Annotated in this window: 20 protein-coding genes; 6 read left to right on the plus strand and 14 right to left on the minus strand. The window is 36.4% G+C overall.

What is annotated here, in order from left to right:
• The first annotated feature begins 120 nt into the window (after positions 1-120).
• From A8L32_RS10860 to A8L32_RS10885, 6 genes are all read left to right on the plus strand, one after another.
• A complete protein-coding gene (locus A8L32_RS10860) occupies positions 121-2,169 on the plus strand; it encodes a PAS domain-containing sensor histidine kinase (protein WP_075590545.1) in 2,049 nt (682 codons plus the stop codon).
• Positions 2,166-2,801: a response regulator gene (locus A8L32_RS10865; RefSeq protein WP_075590546.1), complete on the plus strand. Its 636-nt coding sequence runs from the start codon at positions 2,166-2,168 to the stop codon at positions 2,799-2,801. The genes A8L32_RS10860 and A8L32_RS10865 overlap by 4 nt, the downstream gene beginning before the upstream one ends.
• A gap of 284 nt (positions 2,802-3,085) precedes the next feature.
• Positions 3,086-3,487, plus strand: a complete 402-nt coding sequence (locus A8L32_RS10870; RefSeq protein WP_075590547.1) for a response regulator — start codon at positions 3,086-3,088, stop codon at positions 3,485-3,487.
• Positions 3,488-3,516: 29 nt separating this feature from the next.
• Positions 3,517-4,602 carry a hypothetical protein gene (locus A8L32_RS10875; RefSeq protein ID WP_075590548.1) on the plus strand — a complete coding sequence of 362 codons (1,086 nt, stop codon included), beginning with the start codon at positions 3,517-3,519 and terminating at the stop codon, positions 4,600-4,602.
• A gap of 50 nt (positions 4,603-4,652) precedes the next feature.
• On the plus strand, positions 4,653-5,078 hold the full coding sequence (locus tag A8L32_RS10880) for a hypothetical protein (protein WP_075590549.1): 426 nt from the start codon (positions 4,653-4,655) through the stop codon (positions 5,076-5,078).
• A gap of 90 nt (positions 5,079-5,168) precedes the next feature.
• Positions 5,169-6,671 carry a methyl-accepting chemotaxis protein gene (locus A8L32_RS10885; protein ID WP_075590550.1) on the plus strand — a complete coding sequence of 501 codons (1,503 nt, stop codon included), beginning with the start codon at positions 5,169-5,171 and terminating at the stop codon, positions 6,669-6,671.
• 380 nt (positions 6,672-7,051) lie between these two features.
• Here A8L32_RS10885 and A8L32_RS10890 read toward each other — a convergent pair whose 3' ends face one another.
• The 14 genes from A8L32_RS10890 to A8L32_RS10955 form a co-directional block, all read right to left on the minus strand.
• Complete coding sequence (locus tag A8L32_RS10890) at positions 7,052-7,297, minus strand: LPXTG cell wall anchor domain-containing protein (RefSeq protein WP_075590551.1); 246 nt, start codon at positions 7,295-7,297, stop codon at positions 7,052-7,054.
• A gap of 25 nt (positions 7,298-7,322) precedes the next feature.
• Complete coding sequence (locus A8L32_RS10895; RefSeq protein ID WP_075590552.1) at positions 7,323-9,335, minus strand: tetratricopeptide repeat protein; 2,013 nt, start codon at positions 9,333-9,335, stop codon at positions 7,323-7,325.
• 6 nt (positions 9,336-9,341) lie between these two features.
• Positions 9,342-10,259 (minus strand): glycosyltransferase family 2 protein, encoded by a 918-nt coding sequence (locus A8L32_RS10900; protein WP_075590553.1) that lies wholly within the window; start codon positions 10,257-10,259, stop codon positions 9,342-9,344.
• A gap of 78 nt (positions 10,260-10,337) precedes the next feature.
• Entirely contained in the window at positions 10,338-11,468 is a 1,131-nt protein-coding gene (locus A8L32_RS10905; RefSeq protein ID WP_075590554.1) for a Gfo/Idh/MocA family protein, read from the minus strand.
• Between the two features lie 86 nt (positions 11,469-11,554).
• Positions 11,555-12,982, minus strand: coding sequence for a sulfatase family protein (locus A8L32_RS10910; protein ID WP_083631273.1), 1,428 nt, complete (start codon positions 12,980-12,982; stop codon positions 11,555-11,557).
• Between the two features lie 177 nt (positions 12,983-13,159).
• The gene (locus A8L32_RS10915) at positions 13,160-14,494 is read right to left on the minus strand and encodes an MFS transporter (protein ID WP_075590555.1); all 1,335 of its coding nucleotides are present in this window, start codon (positions 14,492-14,494) and stop codon (positions 13,160-13,162) included.
• A 78-nt stretch (positions 14,495-14,572) separates the two neighbouring features.
• Positions 14,573-15,574, minus strand: coding sequence for a sugar phosphate isomerase/epimerase family protein (locus A8L32_RS10920; RefSeq protein ID WP_075590556.1), 1,002 nt, complete (start codon positions 15,572-15,574; stop codon positions 14,573-14,575).
• 256 nt (positions 15,575-15,830) lie between these two features.
• Complete coding sequence (locus A8L32_RS10925; protein ID WP_075590557.1) at positions 15,831-17,237, minus strand: Gfo/Idh/MocA family oxidoreductase; 1,407 nt, start codon at positions 17,235-17,237, stop codon at positions 15,831-15,833.
• A gap of 50 nt (positions 17,238-17,287) precedes the next feature.
• Positions 17,288-18,043: a 3-keto-disaccharide hydrolase gene (locus tag A8L32_RS10930; protein ID WP_075590558.1), complete on the minus strand. Its 756-nt coding sequence runs from the start codon at positions 18,041-18,043 to the stop codon at positions 17,288-17,290.
• Positions 18,044-18,045: 2 nt separating this feature from the next.
• Positions 18,046-18,867 (minus strand): sugar phosphate isomerase/epimerase family protein, encoded by an 822-nt coding sequence (locus tag A8L32_RS10935; RefSeq protein ID WP_075590559.1) that lies wholly within the window; start codon positions 18,865-18,867, stop codon positions 18,046-18,048.
• 90 nt (positions 18,868-18,957) lie between these two features.
• Positions 18,958-20,169, minus strand: a complete 1,212-nt coding sequence (locus tag A8L32_RS10940) for a ThuA domain-containing protein (RefSeq protein ID WP_075590560.1) — start codon at positions 20,167-20,169, stop codon at positions 18,958-18,960.
• Between the two features lie 37 nt (positions 20,170-20,206).
• Positions 20,207-21,559 carry a Gfo/Idh/MocA family protein gene (locus A8L32_RS10945; RefSeq protein WP_075590561.1) on the minus strand — a complete coding sequence of 451 codons (1,353 nt, stop codon included), beginning with the start codon at positions 21,557-21,559 and terminating at the stop codon, positions 20,207-20,209.
• 123 nt (positions 21,560-21,682) lie between these two features.
• Positions 21,683-23,023: a Gfo/Idh/MocA family protein gene (locus tag A8L32_RS10950; RefSeq protein ID WP_075590562.1), complete on the minus strand. Its 1,341-nt coding sequence runs from the start codon at positions 23,021-23,023 to the stop codon at positions 21,683-21,685.
• A gap of 74 nt (positions 23,024-23,097) precedes the next feature.
• A complete protein-coding gene (locus A8L32_RS10955; RefSeq protein ID WP_075590563.1) occupies positions 23,098-24,627 on the minus strand; it encodes an SUMF1/EgtB/PvdO family nonheme iron enzyme in 1,530 nt (509 codons plus the stop codon).
• Positions 24,628-24,872: the final 245 nt, after the last annotated feature.

Consider the following 24,872-nt stretch of genomic DNA (forward strand, 5'->3'; position numbering starts at 1 on the left):
AAAACAAAGTAATTTAGTGTAGGTTATTACCATCATCTATGCATCAAAGATTTATTATTAATTTAATACTCCGGTGTAAATTTCAGTAAGTAATCAGGATAAGAAAAGATAAAGTAGCTCATGAAAATATTTGATGTATTTAAGTTGAAAGGCGAGGAGATTAATTTTAATCATAAAATAACAAATGCAGTTATTGTTTCTTTAATTGTTCTGATTGTTCCATTAATCATTTATGTACATTTTTTTAGTGGTAAGTCTTCGGAATTCCATCCTATTACTGCCGCTTCCAACATGGGCTTAATGGTCTTATTAGTTTTAGTTAGCTTCTATTTCAATCGGATTCCTTACATGGTTAAAAGAGTACTTATTTTTATAGTACTCATTTTTTTTGGTGTAAAGGCTTTCTTAATGGGTAATATTGAATTTATCACAAGTATCCTAACAATCTTGATTAGTTACACTTTGTTAACTTCCCCCAAAAAAGTTAGCCTATTTGTCGTTATTGCAACTGTAGCCATTTATATCAGTTACCCATTTTTACAAAACTATAAGATCATCTCATTTTATTATGACCCTATTGTATTTCATGAAGATGTTAATATGGTGGTTATCCGAATTGGGCAATCTCTATTAGGTGTTTTATTTATGGCTGCTTTAATTGCAGTAGTATTTATAAATAATAGGACTAATATAACACTGCTTGAAAAGAAGGTTGACGAGGCAAGGCTTCTTAATGAAAGCTTAAAGCAAGAAATGGACGATAAAGAAACGGCACAAAACTTAGCCATTGAACATGCGCATAACTACCTCACGTTATTTAATAATAGCTACGATGGGTACATGTTGCTTTCAAGTGATTATATCATTCAGGATGTTAATCAGGCGGGTTTAAATGTATCAGGTTTTAGTAGAGAAGAAATAGTTGGGGTGAGTTGCCTATTCTTTTTGGGAGATCATTACGTAGAAATTTTAAACAAAAGAAGAGAAAAGATACTTGGAGGAGAGGAGGTTCCTGATTTAACAGTTGAAGTTAAATCAAAAGGAGGCGAACGTTTAGTGTTGCAAACACAAATGGTAGTAGTGCAGGGCTCGTTTGATTATAAATTTTTAGTTGTTCTAAAAGATGTTACAAAACAAACTAGGGCAGCTGAGGAATTATCGAAGAATGAGGAATTGTACCGAACTCTTTTTGAGCAAACCCATGATGCTATTATAATTATGAATGGTAATCAGTTGGTAGAGTATAATAGTGTTGCCCAAAAACTTTATGCTGATACAAATGAAGGTGAAATATTACTGCCACCGTATTGTAACCCAAATCAGGAATTTGAAGAGCCTAATGCTTCTATTCACTTGGCAAAAGTGATACAAAAGGCATTAAACGGACAAGCGCAAATATTTGAATGGTTGCATACTTATGGTAATGAGAAACCAACTTATACTTTGGTAAATATTCAGGATATAAAATTACTGGGAGAGCATTATTACATGGTAGTTGAAAAGGATATCACTGCGCGTAAGATGAATAATAATATGGTATTGAACTCTATTATTTCAACAGAGGAAAATGAGCGCAAAAGGATTTCTTCAGATCTACATGATGGTATAGGTCCTTTGTTGACAACCATAAAACTTTATACAGAAGGCTTACTTGATACTCAGGATAAGGAAAGGCAGAACCTGATTAAATCTAAATTGGTTGATTTAATAGAGGAAGCAGTGAACAGTATTAGCGAAATATCCTTTAATATTAGCCCACATATTCTGCTTAATTATGGTATTGTTGCCGCAGTTAATTCATTTATAGAAAAGTTTAATATTGACGAGAGAATAAATATAGAATTTAAACATACCGATATTAATCGCTTTAGCGAGAATAAAGAAATTACCATTTATAGGCTTTTTACAGAATTAATAAATAATACTTTAAAGCATGCAGAGGCCAGCGAAGTGATATTTAAAATATTTGAAAACGATAAAGATATTATTTTACACTACGCCGATAATGGTAAAGGCTTTGATTTGGAGAAAGCTATGCTAAGCAAGAAAGGCATGGGCTTAGGTAATTTAAAAAGTAGAATAGAATCCTTTAATGGTTTATTTGTTATGAAAAGTAACCTTGGGAAAGGTGTTATCGTAAATATTAAAATCCCAAAACAAGATATATGATAAATATTGTAATTGTTGATGACCACGAATTGTTTAGAGAAGGCTTAGTGCTAGTTTTAGGTCAGGTAGATAATTTTAATATTGTAGCCGATTATAACTCCGGTGATGAGTTTTTAAAACAGATTGATCCTCTCGAAGTGGATGTTGTTTTAATGGACATTAAAATGGAGGGTTTAAATGGCATCGAAACCACCATAAAGCTAAAAGAAATAAAACCAGATATAAAAGTTATTGCCGTTACCATGTTTGTAGAAGATTCGTATTACCTGCAAATGATAAATGCCGGAGCACATGGCTTTGTGCTTAAAAAGGCTGGCAAGTATGAATTAATGCAAGCAGTTACCGAAGTTAATAGTGGTGGTAATTTCTTTTCGCAAGAGATATTAAAAAAGATGGCTTTTAAAGCTATTAATAAAGAGGTGGAAAAAGAAAAAGCACTTTCTCCACGCGAAGTGGAGGTATTAAAGTTGATATGTAAAGGTTTATCTTCAAAAGAAATATCAGAAGAGTTATTTCTTAGTCCTAAAACAATAGAAGTGCACCGATCTAACTTGCTTCGTAAAACCGATCAAAAAAACATTGCTCAATTAGTTATTTGGGCACTCAAGAATAATCATATTTCGTTGGGATAAATTCTAAGTACAGTAAGCGTTATTTAAATGCTGGTGTAGTTGCCTATGCACAGCATCCGTTACCCTATCACAGATTATCTAAATAATTCAATGTTTTTCATTTCAATAATACAATACACTTTTGTAATATGTGTTGTAAATTAGGTATATAGCCTATTCTTTAGATTGTCACTAAGGGTTTTCCCTTAGCGTAATATAGTATTTCTCCTAGCTCATATACATATTCCCCCTCTTTTAAGGTTTTCTGCAAGTTCGCAACTTTGTCATGTTAAAATTAGTCAAGCATGAGTGAGCGATTAAAAGTTTGTATAGTAGATGATAATCAGTATTTCAGGGATGGGCTTCGGTTTTATATTGAAACCCAAACTAACTGGGATATACTATGCGAACATAGCTCTGGTATGGAATTTTTAAAAGAGAAAAAAGAAGAGTTACCCAACATTGTTTTTATGGATATAAATATGCCTGGTATGAACGGGGTAGAAACTACTTCCAGGTTTTTTGAAAATATAAAAGATCCTAATGTAAAGGTAATAGCGCTAACCATGTATTCTAGCGAATATCATAAACCTACCTTAATTGAAGCTAATTTTAGTGCATGTGTTTTAAAACGTGATGTTTATAAAGAACTTAAAAGTGCCGTGGATAATGTTATTAACGGCGAATTATATTTCAATATCAAATAATAAAATTTTATAACTCAATAATCAAAAGGATGAAAAGAATTGTACTTGTAACAGCTATTTTAATGCTATTAGCAAAAGTAGATACTGTAAAAGCTCAAAGTGATTGGGAGCCGCAAAAAAGAATTACAGGTTATATTGCAACCGAATTTAATTACTTCAATAAATTAGAAGGTTACCAAAATGAGTATGGAGTTGCGCTGTCCGAAGCAGGAATTCTAACAAGCTATCAACCAACCGAAAATCTTACATTTAAAGCTGTATTTGTATACAGACCAGATTTCTCGTTTAATCAAATGTTAAATGAAGCCAACTTGGAATATAAGGCTTCTGATAATGTAAATTTTAAAGTAGGGCGCTTTTTAACACCTCTAAGTCCTATGAATACTTACTACTACGCACCTGTAAATACCAGTGCAACTTTGCCTGTATTAGTCTCAAATCATGAGTTCTTTCCATTAACGATGGATGCACTTTCTATAAATGGTTCTGCAGGGGAGGATTTTAAAGTAAGCTATGATGTATTTGCTGGGGGATACAGAAATACAACTTGGATGAAAACTGGAGCTGTTGGCTTTTTTGGTGACGAGGTTGCTTATTATAAACAATTAATTAATAGTCCTTATACTATTGATCAATCTTATAATAACACTTATAATGTTGCGGCTGGAGGTAGTGTAGGGCTATCATATACAGATATTGCTCATGTTGGGTTTAGTGCTTTTAAACCGAAAGATGAAACAATGCAATTATATGTACCAGCTTATGATATTGTTCAAAATGAAGAGGCTAAAAAATTTACTTATGGTGTTAACTTTAAACTAAAGCTTAACAATACTCAACTAATAGGGGAAGTCTGGAATTCAGATTTTAATGTGGGAGGCACTGATATTGATCTTAAAGGATCGTTTATTCAGCTTAGTCAGGCATTAGGTAAAGTAACTCCATTTGTGAGATATGAAGATCAAACAACAAATGACATCGAGTTTCAACGTTACACAGGAGGATTACTTTATCAACCAATGTTCGAAACAGGGTTCAAATTAGAATATATCCATTACGCTCATGAGGTTCAGGATATTGATGGAGTAGTGTTATCCTTTATTTATTCATTCTAGTTAATAAACATAGGATACACTTAAACTACTAATCATTAAAATTTAGAATCATGAAAAATAAAATATTAATAGCCATCATATTTTCTCTTTTTACGATGTCAGGAGCCGTAGCTCAATCGTTTAAAGTAGTTGTAAACAATGCAAACAACACCACTACTATATCTAGCAAAGATTTATCATCTTATTTACTTAAGAAAAAGAAAAAGTGGTCGAATGGTACTACAGTAAAACCTGTTGATCAGAAAACTAGTTCTCCGGTTAGAGAGGCATTTACTGTAAAAGTACACAAAAAGAAAGTGTCATCGATACGTAGTTACTGGCAGCAAGCCATCTTCTCTGGAGTTGCAACAGCACCAGCAGAAAAAGGGAGTGATAAGGAAGTTATTGATTACGTTAAAGCTAATCCAGGAGCAGTGGGGTATGTTTCAGCAGGAGCTAATATACAAGGCGTAAAAGAAATTAAAATTAGCGACTAAAAGAATATGAACTAGCCGATTGTAATACTTCTCAAGCAGAAGGATCATTAAACAGGCAAGTTTCTTTTAAATGAAAGTAAATTTAAACCGATGAAAGTATTACATAATCTAAAGATAAGAACTAAGATCTTAATGTTTCCTGCATTATTTATTATTGTTGTAGCTGCAATTTTTTTGCTCACTCAACGAAGTAATAGTAATAGTAAGGAACAATTAGATTCAATTAAAGAAGGATATATTCCTTACAGCGAGCTTAGTCAAAGCCTGAAAATAATTCAAACTGGATTGCAGAAGGGATTTCAGGATGGAGTAGCTGCGCAGGATATTGATTTAATTGATGCAACTCAAGCTATGGCAGAGGAGTTTAAGCATATTGCTGATAGCGCAAAAACGTTATTGGGGAATGCAGATGTAACAAAAATAGATAGTACCATTATTGTTTTTAATAAATACTATCCATTGGCAGTTTCTACCTCTACTAGCATGATTAATGAGGAGTTTTCAGACGAAGTGAGTAATAATATGCAAGCCATGATTACGGAATTAACCACTTTAAAAAGGCTGTTAAATGAAGTGTCGGAAAATGCTAAATTTAAAATGGATGAGGCCTTTGAAAATGCAACCGATCAATCTAAAAGGTTAGCACTTTTAATTCAAGTGGTTTTGTTTATTTGTTTGGGTGTATTTATTACCATCTCATTTTTCTTATCTAAGATTATTGTAAATGCTTTAAAAAGTACGACTAAAAATATTGATTTATTATCGCAGGGGAATCTAAATATTATCATTGAGGAACGTTATTTGGAAGGAAAGGATGAAATTGGTAATATTTCCCGTGCGTTAAATACTTTGGTTACCAAATTAACAGAAGTAATTAGTGGTGTTAAAAAAGAAGCTAACCAAATAGGAAGTATCAGTTCTCACTTAAGTCAAACGTCGGAGCAAATAGCTGGAGGATCTAACGAACAAGCAGCTTCTGTTGAAGAAATTTCATCAACCATGGAAGAGATATCAGCGAATATTGATTCAACAGCGGATTATTCTATAAAAACCGAAAAAGTAGCTTCGTCTTCTGTAGAGCATATGCAGTCCATTAGTGATGCTGCAGTTGAAAGCTTAGATTCTGTAACTTCTATTGCAGATAAAATTCATATCATTACCGATATTGCATTTCAAACTAATATTTTGGCGTTAAATGCAGCTGTAGAGGCAGCCCGAGCAGGTGAGCACGGACGTGGTTTTTCTGTTGTGGCGGCAGAAGTAAGGAAGCTGGCTGAAAGAAGTAAAAATGCTGCTGATGAGATTGTTGGTTTTGCACAGTTAAGTGTGGATAATACCAAGAACTCGAATGAAATGACCTTAAATGTGATTCCAGAAATTGAAAAGACTTCGGAGTGGATTCATGAGATTTCAACGGCAAGTGTAGAACAAAAGAATGGGGTAGGGCAAGTGAACGAGAGTGTTCAGCAATTAAACCAAATTGCGCAGCAAAATGCAGTTGTCTCCGAAGAAATGGCATCAGCAGCAGCGGGCTTAACGCAGCAAGCAGATAAGCTAACCGGTTTAATTGGTTACTTTAAACTAAAAGGGTAGATCTCAATTTTGTTTACACAACAATAGAAATAGTAATTTATAATTTTTGGCTCCATGCAGAGGGCAGCAACAAAAAAATATACAATCACATCGCCCTGCACTCTGCATGGAGCTCTAGAAAATCCAACAAACCGTCCTGCACCGTGCAGGGAGGTTTCAGCTGTTTAAAAAAACGTCCTGCATGGTGCAGGGAGGTTTCAGCTGTTCGAAAAATCGTCCTGCACGGTGCAGGAAGCTTTCAGGAATTCAATAAATTGTCCTGCACGGTGCAGGAGGCTTAGTGAAATTTTATTTGTAATGTTGATAGACAAGGATATAAACAAACAAAGCCGCACCTAATAATTTTGGTGCGGCTTTGTTGTATTTAAAAAAGAACTAACTTATTTCTTTTTCTTTTTAGCCACAACAACGCCAATTCCTGCTACAACAACCACCCCAATAACAATGGCAATAACTACTCCGTTTGAGCTTTGCTCTTCTTCTTCGTAAGCATCTTCGTCATATAATACAGGAGCCATATCATCAATAGATAATGAATCAGTAACTGCATCATGATCTTGTGCAAACGCACTTATGCTTGTTGCTAAAAAACTCACTAATAATAATCTTAAAACTAACTTTTTCATAATCGTAATCTTTAATTGTAAATATTTATTTTTTATGGATTTCTTCCTTTAATAAAATGGCAGGTTTGTAGGTCGGATTTATTTTTAAACACATATCTAATAACTCAACGGCATGCTCATCTTTGTTTAAATCCTTTTCGAGTTTGGCGTAAGCTAAATACGTTTTAAAACTCTTATTGTTATTATTAATTATTTTCTGATAATACACCCTGCTTTTATCAGTATTGCCTAATTGGTTCTCAACTTCGGCAAGATAATAGATGCTAGGCTCATAATCAGGAATTATTTTAAGGCATTGCTTAAAAGCCTTTTTTGCGCTTTGTAATTGGTTGAGTCTTAAGTGGGATTTTCCTAAATTAATCCAAGCTATTTCATTAACAGGGTCTAATTGAGTAGCTTCATTTAGCAGGTCAATAGCCTTATTGTATTCTCCTTTTTCGTAAGCCAGTTTTCCGAAATAATCGGTTTTGGTTTGTCGCTTTACAATAACACAAACCGGTGTTTCTCCTGCATATATACATTTTAAAGTACCTACAGGCGGCCATAGTTTTTCACTCGTTTGACTAGGTGCTATGGTTGTTCTATAAAAAATACCGTAATCCCAATCTCTATTGCCTCGCTCGTAATAGGGTGTATATTTATAGTTTATGTTTTTATCTGAAAGCTTAAAATAATCACCAATTCCGTAATTTGATGCTATTTTTATTTGATCACTTTTATCCTCTTTTAAATGATCGGTCAACCATAATGAAGCTTCTCGTACACTGTGATAATAATAATCAAGCTCGTAGTTTTGTCCTACTTTTTCTGCATTACCTGCCAAACGATTAAAATAGGTGTAGGATAAGCTTGGGTTTTTAATGATATAGTTAAACGAAGGTAGCAGAGTTAAAATGAAAACACCAAGCATGGCTACTTTAAGCTTAGGATATTTAATAATGGCAATAATTCTGCTTAGTCCGCTAGATGCTATAACCACCAATGGCAGATAAGTAAAAAGTAAATGACGCCATGCTCCATATACATTTGAGCCAAAAACAATGGTGTAGACAAACGGAAAAACCACCGAAAATAGTAGGAGGCTTTGTGCTACTATATGATGACCTTTTTTTACGTTCTTGATAAAATAAGAAACATAGATAAGGCTTAATGGAATAACCACCAGAGGTATTGAAATAAGCACATATTTTATCAGATAATACCAAGGCAATTGGTCCGACCAGTATACTTTACCTTCGAACAATTGGCGAAGTATAACTGGGTAATCCGACATGATTATTAGCGATTTAATCGGATTTACAATTGGATTTTCTAATGCGTATGGCCAAAATAGTAATCCAATAAAATAAGCACCAAATAATATAAGAAGTAACTTAAGTGTAATCTTCCAAAACTGATTCGTAGTGATTTGCTTGTAATTATATATAAACGCAATGAGTGAGAATAAACCAAAATAACAGAAAACTAAAAGTCCACCTGGTCTGATACTTAGTATAAATGCCATAGATAAGGTTAAATCAATGGCATCTCTATTTTTTATCTTTTTAATATCATCCAATACATTAAGCATGTAATAAATGGATGCAATGTAGCCTAACGCAAAAGGAATGTCCTTTAAATTATTGAGCGAGTGTCCGATAAAACGTGGTGATGCGGCCAAAATAACAACGACAAAAATAGCCGTTTTATATCCGCTTAAGCGAATGGCAATTAATGCTGAAAAAAGAATACACAACCAACCTATAATAGAATTACATATATGGCGAAAGGTATAAATATCTTTAATGTTAAGGATTTTAGCTAGTAGGGTTGTTATATTATCGAAGGATTGTCCGTAATATTTTAGATTAGTAACAGGGGTGTTGATGGCAGAACGGTCCTTTCCAAAGCTGCTAAAATAATCAATCACCATTTCAGCTTGTTTGTAATGAACTTCTTCATCTCCCGAAATTCCCGCGTCAAGACTTAAAATAGGCATGATGATTAACAAACATGCCATCAGAAAAAATAATATATACTTATCTATCAATCCCTTCATTTCAACTTATTTTTTAGAATAAAATTCCCGCACAAAATAGATGGGACGGTTTTGAGATTCACGATAAATACGAAAAACATATTCACCCAGGATACCTAAAAAAACAAGCTGTATGGAGCCTAAAAAGAATATGCTGGTTAGTGTAGATGACCAACCTATGGGTGATAAATTTAATGTTTTAGATAGGATAATGTATACGCCAGCCAAAAATGAAGTGCATATGCCTATTATCCCCATGAATAAACAAAATTTGATAGGTAGTTTTGAGAAAGAAAAAATCGCATCGAAAGCCAGACTAATCAACTTTCGCGTACTCATCGAATTGCCTGATTCGCGTTCTTCACGTTCGTAATGAAGCGTGGTTTTTCTGAAGCCTATGAAATGACGTAATCCTGGTAAATACCTTGTTTTTTCCTTTAATGACCTTAATGCTTTTATGGCACTGCTGTTCATCATCGAAAAATTTCCGATGTGCTCTACATCATCCAAATCGGATATGCGATTAAATACTTTATGAAATATTTTAGAGAAAAGGTTCTTTGATTTTGTAGAAGTATTCGCCTTACGGTATCCGTTAACTACATCAAATTCATCTTTAGATAAAATATCCAACATTTCAGGAATCAACTCTGGCGGGTCTTGCAGGTCACCATCCATTAATACTAAATAGTCTCCTTGAGCATAATCAATGCCAGCTGTGTATGCCGCTTGGTGTCCAAAGTTTCGGGATAAGGCAATGATTTTTATTCTCTCGTCAGCTCTTTGAGCTTGGCGCAGTAATTCCATGCTATTATCTGTTGAACCATCGTCAATAAATAATATTTCAAAATCTTGATGCGTTTTTTCAAGTGAAGCAATGCTACGCTCCACCAGTTCAGCTATCAAAGATTCTTCGTTAAATATTGGAATTACCAATGAAATCATTCTATACTTTTTATAAAGTCGCTAGGTGCAGCAAAAGCCAACAACCTAGCGACTTCCCCATAAACAACTAAAACTTAATTATAATTCTTTCCAAACATTGCCATCTTTATTAGAAGCAACAACCTGAGTAATAAACTTCATTCCTCTTACACCATCATCTACATTGGTAAATTCGCCATCTTGTAGCTCTTCACCGCGAATAGATTTAGCAGCACCAGCATACAAGTTGGCAAATGCTTCGTAAATACCTTCGGGGTGACCAAATGGCATGGTGTGACTGTTTTCAGCAAATGCTGTGTTATAAGGGTTACCAGGTTTGTAAACAACACGAGGTTGATCTGCAGGAATAAAGTGCAGATAATTTGGATCTTCCTGATTCCACTTTAAACATCCCTTAGAACCATATACCGCAATGTTGATGTTATTTTCTTCGCCAGTAGCCATTTGACTAGAGCGTACCAAACCTAAAAATGGCTCATCAAAACGTAGCATTACTGTTCCGTCTAAGTCAAGTTTAGCTTTCTCAACTACGTTATTAAGATCGGCCAATACTTTTGTTACCTTTTTGCCTGTTGTGTATTCAATGAGATTAAATGCATGTACGCCAATATCTCCCATACAGCTCGACATTCCGGCTACTTTAGGATCAAAGCGCCAAACACCTAAGCTATCATCTTCGCTGTGCATTATGCCATTTACCCATCCCTGATAGTATTGTGCATCTACACGTTGAATTTGTCCCAGCTTACCTTCTTTAATAAACTCGCGCATTTGGCGAACCATTGGGTAACCAGTATAGGTGTGTGTTAAAACAAAAGTTAGTCCTGATTTTTCAACCACTTTTTTTAAGTCTTCTGCTTCTTCAACGCTCATGGTCATTGGTTTTTCACAAACCACGTGAAAACCATTTTCAAGTAATTGTTTCGCAAAAGGATAGTGTAAAAAGTTTGGTGTTACGATGGAGACAACTTGAATTCGCTCTGCTTCAGGAAGAGCCTTTTCTTTTTCAATCATCGTATCAATATCAGGATACGTACGATCTAAAGAAATGGCTTGTTGGTCTGCAAATTCTTTTGCCTTTTCAAAATCTACATCAAAAACACCACCCACCAACTCAAACTGATTGCTGATGCGGGCAGCTCTTCTATGGGTATCGCCAATAAAGGCCCCGATACCACCACCTATCATTCCTAATTTTATTTTTTGCATTTTATTTAGTTTTTCGATTAAAGTAAAAAGATCATTTTTATGTAATGATCAAAAGTCAATGACAAATGATCTTTGACGATTTTTAATTAATTACTCTTTACTATTTTTCCATACTCAATTTCTAATCGTTTAGCCATTTCTGTTACCTTTTCAGGATATTGCTTAGCTAGATTATTTTTTTCGTTTGGGTCTTCTTTTAAGTTGAATAACTGTACTTCAATAGTTTTTTCTTCTTTCCATTTAGGAATTGCAGCAACATCACTTTTTCTGTATTTCCAGTCGCCTATTCTAATGGCATCACCAAATCCGTAAATATAAAAGTCACGTTTGGGCGATTTTTGTGTTTTTCCTTTAATAATGTTTCCTACATCAATTCCATCCAATTGATGTTCAGGAAGTGCAGCATCACTTAATTCTGCAATGGTAGGTAATAAGTCGAAAGCAGATATATGCTGTTGGCAAACTTTTCCAGCAGGAATAGTTTGTGGCCACCACATTACACAAGGTACACGCTGACCTCCTTCATACGTGGTGAATTTTCCACCTCTTAATTCTCCAGCGGAGCCACCATTTTGTTTTTTGCTTAACCAAGGGCCGTTATCCGATGTGAAAATCACCAAAGTATTTTCATCCAAACCACTTTCTTTAAGTGTTTTGATAACTTCACCAACGGACCAATCAATTTCTTCAATCACATCACCATATAGGCCTCTCTTGGTTTTGTTCTTAAATTTTTCAGAAACATATAAAGGAATATGCGGCATTGAATGCGCCAGATACAGAAAAAATGGCTTATCAGTATTCGATTTTATGAATTGTTGAGCTTCCTCTGTATAACGTTTAGTGATGGTTCTTTGGTCAACAGGCCATTCAATAATATCATTTCCACGCATTAAAGGCACCTTGTTTCTGTACTTATTAATAATCTCTTTATCGTTAACGCCTTGGTAGCTTTTATAGTCCGTTATAGTCATCCCTTCGTTAAATATGATGTTGTTAGAAACAGCTTCTCTGCCATCCTGCCACATATCATTACTGTATGGGATTCCGAAGTAGAAATCAAAACCCTGATTAAGTGGCAAGAATTCTTTTTTATGACCCAGATGCCATTTGCCAATTATACCAGTGTTATATCCTTGTTCTTTTAAAACTTCGGCAATGGTTATTTCACTGCTTGGCATGCCATCATTATCCTTAGGAAAATATACACCTCCTTTATAACCCCACCTTTCGGGATGACGACCTGTTAATATTGAAGCTCTTGAAGGTGTACAAATACAGTGACCTACTGTAAAATCAGTGAATTTCATACCCTGATCAGCCATTTTATCAATAGCAGGTGTTTGAAAACCTTGGGCGCCATAGCACCCAACATCTCCGTACCCCAGGTCATCTGTAAAAATGATAATTACATTGGGTTTTTGATTGACTTTTGATTTAGCAAGCCCGATTTCGGTAGTTGCCAAGCAAAAAAATAGAATAGCAATAAAATATCTGAAATTAAATAATGTCATTCGATAATTTTTAGCTTTTTACAATTTCCGACGCAAATAAATTAGCATACAAAGTAATTGTGTGATGCGTCGGTTTGATTGTTAATTATGCCTAGGGCGTTGCCCTAGGTTATTATATTTCAGGCTTTCAGCCTATTTTCTGCTGATTACAGTAAACTGCTTTCTGCTAACTATTAATTACAAACTTTCAGGTTTCCTTTTTCTGTAAACAGAATAAAGAATGGCAAAGCCAATAATTAATATCACAGGTAAGGCACCAATACTTTGCAGTGCAACTTGTTCGTTGTTTTCTTCCATAATACGACCCATAACAGGTAAGAACATAGCTACCGAAACCATTCCTGCACCGCCTAAAAGAGATAAACCTAGGGCTCCACTTTTAGGGATGTATTCAGCTACAAAACCTAACATAGTAGGCCAAAAATAAGTTACCCCAACAGCAAATATTACCGATGAAACAATTACCATTGCTGGCGCATTCACCATACTTAAGGCATATATTCCTAGTGCTGAAAAAACGGAGGATAGTAAAAGTACTCCAACAGGGTTTAAACGATGAACCAAACCTCCTGCAAAGAAACGACCTACGGCCATAATTCCTGTAATTAGAGCCAGCATTAACATTGGACTAACTCCAGCTTGCGATAACAATGCATTTACCCATTGCGTTGTAACTAACTCGGTAGAGGCTGTTAATAACATAAAGGTAAACATGATAGGAAATATCATACTTGTTTTACGAATGAGTAGTGCTTCTACTGCAGAAACTACAACGACTGCTCCAATTACAGCTAAATACATCCAGCCTTCTGGAAATTTAACTACATTAATAGCCAACAATAACATCAGTGTCATAGAAGCAATTAAGGTAACGGGAGCACCAGTAGCATCTAGCATTCCTTTATAAGTAATTCCGCTCGAAACACGTTCCGTTTCTGGAATTTTTTGACCCATAAATAAGAAACCATAAATAGCCAATGGAATAAATAAGATACCAATGTAAATTTGCCAATTGATTCCCATGGTATCCATCATTAAATAGGCTAATAAACTACCCAACACAATTCCTCCAGGAAACCAAACATGAAAACGGTTAAGCATGGTGGTTTTATTGTCTTTATAGATAGTCGCAATTAGTGGGTTAAAGGCAGCCTCAACACATCCATTTCCTAATCCAATAAAAATATTAGCTAAAAATAAAGTCTCTTTGTCCTTAGCCATGATAAAGGCCACTGCACCAATAAGGTGTAAGAAAAAAGCAGCCCAAACAACCGACTTTGTTTTTACAATGTCTATTAAGAATCCACCAGCTACCATAGCAACTGTAAATCCCCAAAAAGCAGGACCAAAAGCCCAGCCAATAGCTTCTTTGCTTAAACCAAAAATACCACCATCGCTAACAGGTCCAAAAACTTCTTCAATTTTTGCACGCATGGCAAAGGTGAGTGAGGTAACTAGCAAAGCCAAGCAACTACCTACAAATAATCTGAATTTGTTATAGTTTTTTTCCATTTTGTGTAGATTAAAATTTATTTTTTCAAAGATGAAAGTGGATACTTTTATATACCCACTTGTATTTAAGGATTTGTATTATTGATTTTCTTTATCAAAGGCAGCATCAAATGCCAAGTTAGAAGGAGTGAAATCTACTTGCTTTACAAAAGCACATGATTCTATAGCTCCTTGCTCTCTGTCCATGGCTCCATCTTCCCACTCAACAGAAAGTGGTCCGTTATATCCCATGCGGTTTAAAGAGCGAATGATTTTCTCGAAGTTGATATTTCCTCTTCCCATGCTTCTAAAATCCCAGAAACGGCGAGCATCACCAAAATCAGTATGACCACCAAATACACCTGCTTCAACAGGTACATCGCTCCAACCAGCATCTTTCATATGTACATGTACAATCTGCTTGGCGAACTTATCGATGAATTTCACATAGTCAACACCTTGATAACCCAGGTGACTTGGGTCGTAATTGAATCCAAAACAAGGATGGTAGTTAATTGCTTCAAGTGCGCGTTCTGCAGAAGCTATATCAAAAGCTATTTCTGTAGGATGAACCTCTAAACCAAATTTAATATCTAACTTTTGGAATGCATCCATAATAGGTGTCCATCTATCGGCAAAGTCTTTAAAGCCAGCCTCAATCATTTCTTGCGAAGCGGGAGGGAAGGAGTATAACATATGCCAGATAGAACTCCCGGTGAAACCATTCACAATTTTAACACCTAATCGTTTTGCGGCTTCGGCTGTTTTAATCACTTCTTCGGCTGCTCTTTGACGCACACCTTCAGGTTCGCCATCGCCCCAAATGTACGCAGGCAATATAGCTTTATGTCGTTCATCAATTCTATCGCAAACAGCTTGACCTACCAAGTGTGTTGAGATAGCATATACTTCTAAATCGTATTTTTTTAGCGTGGCCAATTTAGCATCGCAATAAGCTTGGTCTGCTTTGTCTACTTCAAAATGATCTCCCCAGCATGCAAGCTCTAGACCATCGTAACCAAAACTTTTGGCTTTTTTACAGATGGTTTCAAAATCAAGATCGGCCCATTGACCAGTAAATAAGGTGACTTTTCTGCTCATAGATTTTTTATTAGACACAAGTATCAAGTCGCAAGACTCTTTACATTCGTGTTGTTATTAATTTAATATGTTTATGGGTTTGGCGCAAAACAACTTTACACATTATCCGTGTAAAGTTGTTGCGCCTTTTATTTTTGTTTTTTACCTAAGGCGATGTCTGAGGCTATTGTTAAAAGGCTTTTGGCCTTATATCGTTTTTTTACTCCAACATTAAGCAACATGTACATTACTGCATGCTGCTAACTTAGTACTATATCTACCAAAGGTTTTCACCATATGACCACCCTTTTCTAACGGGCTCCTTAATATAGGTATTTAATTCAGGATGATTGGTAACTTTCATGTTGGCAGCATCAAACTCAATACGTGTGTCAAAACGTTGTGCCATAACACCTACTAGGGCCATTTCTGTTAATCCAGCACCATACTCAAAGGTTGAGCCTGGCATTGGTCCAGTACCTCTAATGGCATTAATAAATTCTTTGTATTGGTTTTGTTCCGGTACACGAGGAATGGTTTGCTCCCAGCCTTTTGCCTTGAATGCTTTCCATTCTTCTTTAGGCATAATCAATCGGGCATCGTTAGGTCTACCACCTGTCATTACCGACATTTTTTCTCCTACCATTACCATACCGTTACCTCCAAGTTTTGGTGTTAACCATTCAGGTCTGTTTTCAGGTTTTTTTCCACCTTCGTACCAGAATAAATTAACCGGTGCTTTGTTGCCTCTTTTTCCGAATTCAAACTTCAATACCGATGAATCCGTTACTATTTTATCAGGCATACCTGTGTTTCTAACAGAATGTAATGGGCTTACTACTTGTGGTGAGCCTAGATCAAGAGACCAGTATGGTGCATCCAAGGTATGGCAGCACCAATCACCTAATTCTGCATTACCCAATTCGTACCAACTTCTCCATCTACGTGGTACATAGCATTCATTAAACGGTCTGTTTTGCGCCGGTCCTAACCATAAATCCCAATCTAAACCTTCAGGTACAGCTTGTGCTTGGGGTGGATATTGGTCTGGTTTTGAAAAGTATCTTCCCTTAAAATCAGGTCCATTAAACCAGGCGTGCACTTCTTTTACCTCACCTAAAATTCCTGAATCGTACCATTCTTTTACATTTCTAATTCCATCAGATGCATGTCCTTGGTTACCCAGAATATTTACAACACCATAGTGCTTAGCTGCTTTAGCTAAAGTTCTAAGTTGCCATATGTTATGCGCCATTGGTTTCTCAACATATATGTGCTTACCTAATTCCATAGAAGCCATACATGCTGCAAAGTGAGTGTGATCAGGTGTAGAAACTACCACAGCATCAATGTCTTTATGCATGGCATTCAACATAACTCTAAAATCGGTATAAGTAGGAGCATCAGGGAAACTTTTGCTCGCCTTAGCTAATATGTTTTCATCAACATCGCATAAAGCAACTATTCTTACCTTAGGGTTGAGCACTCTTTCTTTTGTCTCTTTATTGTAAGATTCGGTGATTAGCCCTTGCCAGTTTGCAAAGCCTCTTCCTCCTACACCAATAACGGCGAGGTTAACAATGTCTATGTTTGTTTTACAACTGACTAAGTTGGGCAAAACAACAGCTCCAGCCGCAATAGCTCCAGAGGTGCGTAAAAAATTTCTTCGTGATATATTTTTCATTCTTGTTATGTGTAGATAAATGTAATTTTAATACTAAAGAGATCGTGTTTTTATAGTTCTCTAATCCAGATGTTTCTGTAGCTTACTTCATTACTATGATCCTGTAATTTAATAGGTGCCTTAGCTTCATGGAACGAATAAGACGGTTTCCCTCTATATACCGTTGGGCCTTGTATCTCAACATGGTTTTGAACAATAACTCCGTTGAAAATAACGGTGGCATATGCAGGAGACTTTAATGATTTGTCGGCGTTGAATCTAGGTGCTGTAAAGATGATGTCATAGCTTTGCCATTTTCCAGCAGCAACAGCTGGGTTTACCAATGGAATATGTTGCTTGTAAATACTGGAAGCCATGCCATTGTAATACGTTTCATTATTATATGAATTCAATACTTGAACCTCGTATCTACCCATTAAAAAGATGCCACTGTTACCGTTGCCTTGTCCCTTTTTACCAGCTTTTACATCTTGTTTTGGAGATCTCCATTCAATGTGTAATTGGCAATCGCCAAAATGCTGCTTCGTTTCAATAGCTCCCGCTTTAGGCACTACTGTTACAGTTTTTCCTTTTACCTTCCAGCCGGCAGGTTCTGTGGTTCCTGCTTTTACCCAATTATCCAGATTTTTACCATTGAATAATACCAAGGCATCAGAAGGAGCAGCATTATTTTTACCAGGAATTACTTCGGCTGGTTTTCGTCCCCAATCCTCGGTTTTTTTAGGGTCAATCTTATTATCTTGTGCCTGTATACTTTGCGCGATAAAACACAATATAATGGCAGTTGTTTTAATTATATTTTTCATTATTATTTGATAGCTTTAGTTGCTGTTGAGAAAAATTCAAGATTCTTTTTTAAATCAGGAACAGGTTTTGTCCAGTTGTACTCATGTTCAATTACAAACTTTCCTTTGAAGTTTTGGCGTTTTAATTCACCAAATACTTTAGTCCAATCAATCACTCCTTCGCCCCAAACAACTGCATGACCTTCTGTGGTGGTTTTATTCACATCTTTCATATGAATTTCGAAGATTTTACCCTCTAGTTTTTTTAAGCATTCAGTGGCATCCAAACCAGAACGAGTCCAATGACCAACATCAGTACATGCTCCCATATATTCGCTTCTCCCTTCCAGTGCTTTTAAAACAATTTCAGGATCCCAGTATCTGGTTGGGTCTGGATGATTATGAAGAGCTACTCTAATTTTGTACTTAACACATAATTTATCAATCATTGGAAGTAACTCCTGCTTTGGTTCCGAAACAATAGTTTTTATCCCCATGGCTTTGGCAAACTCAAAAAGCTGTTTCCATTCTTCTTCCTTTTGAGGAGAAATAACACCGTAACTTGTTACTTTAATTTTGTGCTTTTTAAGCAGCGTTTTTAAGTACTCACGTTGCTCTTCCGACATGCTAAAGTGAGTTGTTCTATCATCGGTAGGAGAGAATTTTTGCTTGGGAAATAACTCAATATATCTAATGTCAAGTTGTTCCATTTTCTCCAATGTTTCGGTCAATGTAAACTTATGAAAGGTCCATGCTTGAGCAGCTATTTCCCAATTGCCAGCTTGTGCAGTATTTGCTAATATGCCCGATGAAATAATCATCATAACTAATAGTATTCGTTTCATGCGTTTATATTTTTATTTGGTTGCACCTAACTCCCAAGATATAATCAATCTCCGAAGGGAGAGATTTTTTCATGGATGTATTATCAATATTTATTTTTGCGTTAATCGATCAATGGCATATTTAGCCATTTCACTTGTTTCTTCTTGAGAAGAAAGCGTTTTTAAAACAGCCAAGGCTTTATCAGAACCCATCCAGCTAATTTCGCGACAGATATAATTTTTTGCATCAGCAGTGCAATCATCAGCGCTAAGTAGTTGAATCATTTTACCCTCAATGTTTGCCATGTATTCGGCATTTGAGCTATGGTTTTTAATGCGCTGAGAAATTAAGTTTAAATACTTTTTTGATTGACCTACTTTGTATTTACGAGCATTCTTAAATAGTCCTTCAAGGGTAAATTGTTTATAAGCAGGTAAAACAAGCGGGGTAGATAAGTTAGGTAAATCCTCAGGAACTACTTGCGTTACCTTACCTGTTGCAGCCCATTCGGTACCTCTTTGCATGGTGTAAATGAAATATGCACTTTTATAAGCAATCATATCTTCGCTTTTATCCACGTGTCCTAACACATTATGAAAGATTCTTCCCTTACCGTAATCAATGGTAAATAAAACTGGTTCATGTTTTCCTGTTCCATTGGTTTTAGGATTAGAATAGGCGGTTGCTAAAACGGTCATATTTTCAGCAGGGCCCCTTAATTTACCATATAATTCATCGGTAGTATGCATGCTTTTTAATGGCAATCCTTGCATAATAGGATGCTCAGCTTGGCGTGTATCTATCACAAACGCATTTTTCTTTCCGTGCGATCCGCCTTTGCCTGGCTTGGTGTCTTTAATAATTTTGTCATTACTCCAGTACACATAAGGACCATCCTTTTCCGTTCTTCCTTTCCAACCACCAAGGGCAGTCATTTTATTAAATTCTTTCCATTCAGGAAAACTGTTATTGGCACCATGGAAAACAACTACGCCACCACCGTTTTTAACGTAAGACTCGAAGTTAGCCTTTGTTTCATCCGACCACGAATCTCCATCATAATCGACAATAACTACATCGTATGATTTAAAATTTGGAGAAAAGGTAGACATGTCTCCACCTTGCTCTGGGCTGATAGCTACATCCACCGTAAACAGATCTGTGTTTTCAATGATTTGCTTGACTGTCGTATGGGAAGCTTTCCAATTATGCGAATTATTACTTTGACCCGTAACAATTAAGGCATCGTACTTTTTTGTTCCACAAGATGCTAATATAAGAGTAAGAACTAGCAGGAGTGGGTATATATGTATTTTTTTCATTTTGCGAATTTTTCAATAATTGATTATAGACTTTGATTTACTGTGGCAACTGCCAAGGAGCACGGAATGGACGACTTAAAAGTCGGTTTGCTCTTTCGCTGTTGGTAAATACCTCATTAGAACCATCCCATTTCAGTTTTTCATTGGTAAGCATGGCTATCTCACCTAGTAAACCAACCGAAATAGAATTGTGAGCTACATGTGCCGGAGTAATGGTTTCTTTGCCTGATTTAATACAATCTACAAAGTTGGCCCAATGACTATCACTTTTGTAAATTGGATTTTTGATTTCAGCATCAGGAGTATCTAAAATGCTCTGTTCGCTCGCCCAAAAACCATTTCTATTAACATGAATCCATCCTTTTTCGCCATACCATACGGTTCCCATTCCCCATCTTTTTCGATTTACGTCAGTACCTTGTCCTTTTCTATCCGGATAAGCACTAGCATTAGCCACGCGAACGGTTACACCAGTGTCGTACTTACAGGTAAAATCGTAAGCTACAGGAACATCATAAATACCTTCAACGGGATAAACACCTTTACCTTCAACCTCAATAGGTTGTTTGTCATCATAACCTAAACCCCAATGGGCAATATCTACATGGTGGCCAGCCCAATCAGTTAACTGTCCCCCCGAATAGTCCATGATCCATCTCCAATGAAAGTGCATTACACCTCTAAACGGTACTTTTGGTGCTGGCCCAAGCCACATATCCCAATTAACACCCTCTGGTGGTGTTTGAACAGCAGGTGTACCAATCGGTTTTCTACCATCAGGCAAGCCAACCTCCACGTGCGTTACTTTACCGATTACACCATTGCGCACTAACTCTGCAGCTCTATGGAAATTTGAGACTGATCGTTGCCAACTACCTGTTTGCCATGTTACTTTGTTCGCATTAACGGCATCTACAATAGCTCTACCTTCTTTAATACTTCGTGCTAAAGGTTTTTCGCCATAAATATGTATGCCTTTATTAGCCACATTTGTTGCCATAATAGAATGCCAATGATCGGGTAAAGCTAAAATGGCTGCATCCAATTTTTCAGTTTCAAGTAAATCTCTAAAATCACCGTATTCTCGTGCGTCAGATTTGCCTCTTATATCAGTAATTAATTTTTGAGCTGTTGCTAACTGTTTGATATCAACATCACACAATCCAACCAATTCAACTTGTTTGTTTTTTAGCTTTAAAAGGTTTTTCATGTTAGCTCTACCCATGCCGCCACAGCCAATTAAGGCCATCTCAAGGCGATCACTAGGCGCTACAAAACCACCTCTGCCCAATGCAGACGCAGGAACAATACTAGGGAAGATAGTTGCTCCAATTACGGTAGCAGCACTCTTTTTAAGAAAACTTCTTCGACTTTGTGATTTTTTTACCATTGTAGATTTCTGATTATAAGGGTGATTTTTTATTGTAAGATTTTGTTTTCGTGTTAATGGGGAATGGACTCAATATCCACACTGATTTATCCATTCCCACATGACAACTAATACACAAACTATTTATGATTTTATGGCGGATCCTGGAACAGGTATTGGGAATTCCATATCCACATTACCCATGTGATATTCTTTAGGACCTAACCTCATGTCTGACTTCATGATTTCCTCCCAGGTAATTTTTTTACCCGTGTATGCAGACTCGCGCCCCATGATAGCCGTTAAGTTAGATAAAGCAGTTCGCTCAGCTTCATTTACATACTGATTTGTTCTGATGGCTGTTACCAAGTGAATGTGTTCTTGAATATAAGGAGGAATTTTGACCACATTGGTTGATTTTCCATCTTTATCTTTAGGGTAATCATACTTCCATTTTACTGTACCGTCTAAATTATAAATGGTGTTTTTACAGTTGGTATATCCTTTTGTCCCTACTATAACCTCACCCGTTCCGTTGGCACAGTTATCAATTTGGCGACTCATACTGTGTGAGAATAAACCATTTCCGTAATCAAAATCGATACTAAAGAAATCGTATTGGTCTCCTGTTACTCTTCGGTGTCTGCCGCCATAACCTACTGCACTTTTAGGATATTTTCCGGTAAACCAGTTAATGATATCAATATTGTGGATGTGTGTATCCAGAATATGGTCACCACATAACCAACAGAAATTGTTCCAGTTACGTAACATATATTCCATATCTGTCCAACCCTCTTGTCTTCTTCTAAACCAAACGTGTTCTTGGTTCCAGAATGCTTTGGCACCTACTATTTCTCCAATAGCGCCATTGGTTACTTGTTTGTACGTTTCAATATAATCTCTTTGATGACGACGTTGCGTACCGGTTACCACATTTAAACCTTTTACTTTGGCCTTTTTACTGGTAGCAATCACCGATCTAATTCCAACCGGATCAACAGCTACTGGTTTTTCCATAAACACATGTTTGTTGTGTTCTACAGCTGTTTTAAAATGTTGCGGACGGAAGTGAGGTGGAGTTACCAATAAAACCACATCAACATCTGATTTAATCAGCTTTTCGTAAGCATCTAAACCAACAAAACAGTTTTCTTCAGGAACTTCTAATTTGTATTTTTTGAGTCTGTCTCTACAAGCTTCAACCTTATCTGGGAAAACATCTGCTAAAGCACCTACTTCTACGCCGGGGCCTGTACTTAAAAAGTTAAGTAAAGCACCTGTTCCTCTATGTCCACAACCTACTAAACCTGCTTTTAGTTTTTTACCATTAGGCGCACGATCCAACAAAGGAGGTAAGCCTAATTCTGCATTTGTTTTACCGCTGCTACACGATGATAGAATAGATGATAATCCGATGGCACTAACAGCAGTTGCTGCGGTTGATTTTTTAAGAAAACTTCTTCTTGACTCTTTATTTTTCATGGTACTGACTTTTCTGTATTGTTATCACACGATATAACTGTGCAATGAGGTTAATTTTCTGTTTACTGTTCACTTTATTGCTCTATTTCCACTTCACAAACTACGCGAAAACCAACATCTATACAGTCAGAATACCACCAAATACTTTTAGGCATTTGCGGGTCTGTTTGCAGCCATTTTTTAGTTTCTGTAGTTCTACGAGCGGCACTTCTAACATCACTGGCATCTGATTTAAAAGAACCACCACGTACCACGTGTTCTCTACCTTTAGCAGGGCCTTTGGGATCCACCACTACTTCGTTTTTATATTGTGCATAAGCTTGTGGATGGTAATAATCAGAACAGAATTCATATACATTACCTAACATATTTTTAAGACCGAATGGATTGGCCATAACCAAGCTAGGCTCATGCGTTTTCCCTTGGCTGTTAGCATCATATATAACGTACGATGCAATGGTCGCGGTATCAACGCCAAATATCTTATTCCAGGTTCCTTTTTTAGAGTAATCGGAAGGCTCACCTTCAAAGAAGTACGCACTTTGGCTTCCTGCACGTGCAGCATATTCCCACTCAGCTTCGGTGGGTAAACGATATTTTTTACCTGTTACTTGCGATAGCCATCTACAATAAGTTACTGCCGCATGGTGGCTCATAGTAATGGCAGGACGTTGTCCTTTCCCCCATCCTTGGTCAGGTGCTCCCCATGGTGGAGTTGCTCCTGAAATAGCATCTACTTCAGAATCATCTTTCACTTCTTCCTTAGTCGTTTCTTTACGCCCTTCGGAAGCTGTGTTATGGAAGAAGGCTAAGTACTCTTCCCAAGTAACCTCAATTTCTGACATAAAGAATTTGCTGACTTTAACTTTACGTTGAGGTCCCTCGTTTTTATCTCTAAAATCTTCTTTTTTACTACTACCAATGGTAAACTCTCCCGCAGGAATAGCAACCATGTCAAACGATACACTTGTACCAGGTATTTTCTCGGTGAAGTTTTTAAACTCGGTTACTTGGTATGCTTCAGTAAATACTTCTTTAGCACTATCGCTAATACCAAAGTTTTCATTATGGGCATGAATGGCGTTAGGATTGTAATGCCCTGTGTGCATATGGCAGTTTAAGCAGGTCATCTCATCTTTTCTTGATTCATAATATAAATGCGAATCTTCACCCTTTACAGAAAGGCCTGCAGGAAACATATTAGAGTGACATTTTATACAGGATTCTTCATAAGTAAATTGGTTGGCTTTTTCAACTGTTCTTTTCGATTCCCATTTAAAATCTGCTGAATCCTTGAACAACATCCCATAGGCATCTTTTGCCCCATGTTTGGCTTTAGCCCATAATCTACCATGTCCTTCTGGTGGTAGATGGCAATCAACACAGTGAACAATAACTCCAGACTCGTTGTTTACGTGAGCAGATAACCGCCAAGATTCCTCGGCATGATCATGCACGTGACATGAAAAGCAATATTCATCTGTAGAAGTGTAATTGACTACTTCGTTGGTGGAGTAGTTTAGAATGTATGCGGCAATGGCCCCCAATAGAAATATGAAGTAATATTTTTGGAATAGATTCTTAATCCAATTTTTCTTTTTCATTTTTTGATTGATTTTTTCTCTGATTATTTCAATTTGATGCAATATTAAGAGAGTCTACTTATTAGTGTATTAAAAATGCATTTAGGAGGGCTTAATGAGATGTTAATTCGGTATTAATATATTCTGTATTGTATTGAAGTACAGGTTGTAGTGTTGATGTGAATAAATGTGAATAAATGATAAGGAATAATATATGGATCCGTGATTTTAATCCATAATTAAGGCGGATGAATGGGAAGTATTTA

The sequence above is a fragment of the Labilibacter marinus genome, from assembly GCF_001659685.2.
In the GTDB taxonomy this organism is placed as follows: Bacteria; Bacteroidota; Bacteroidia; order Bacteroidales; family Marinilabiliaceae; genus Saccharicrinis; species Saccharicrinis marinus.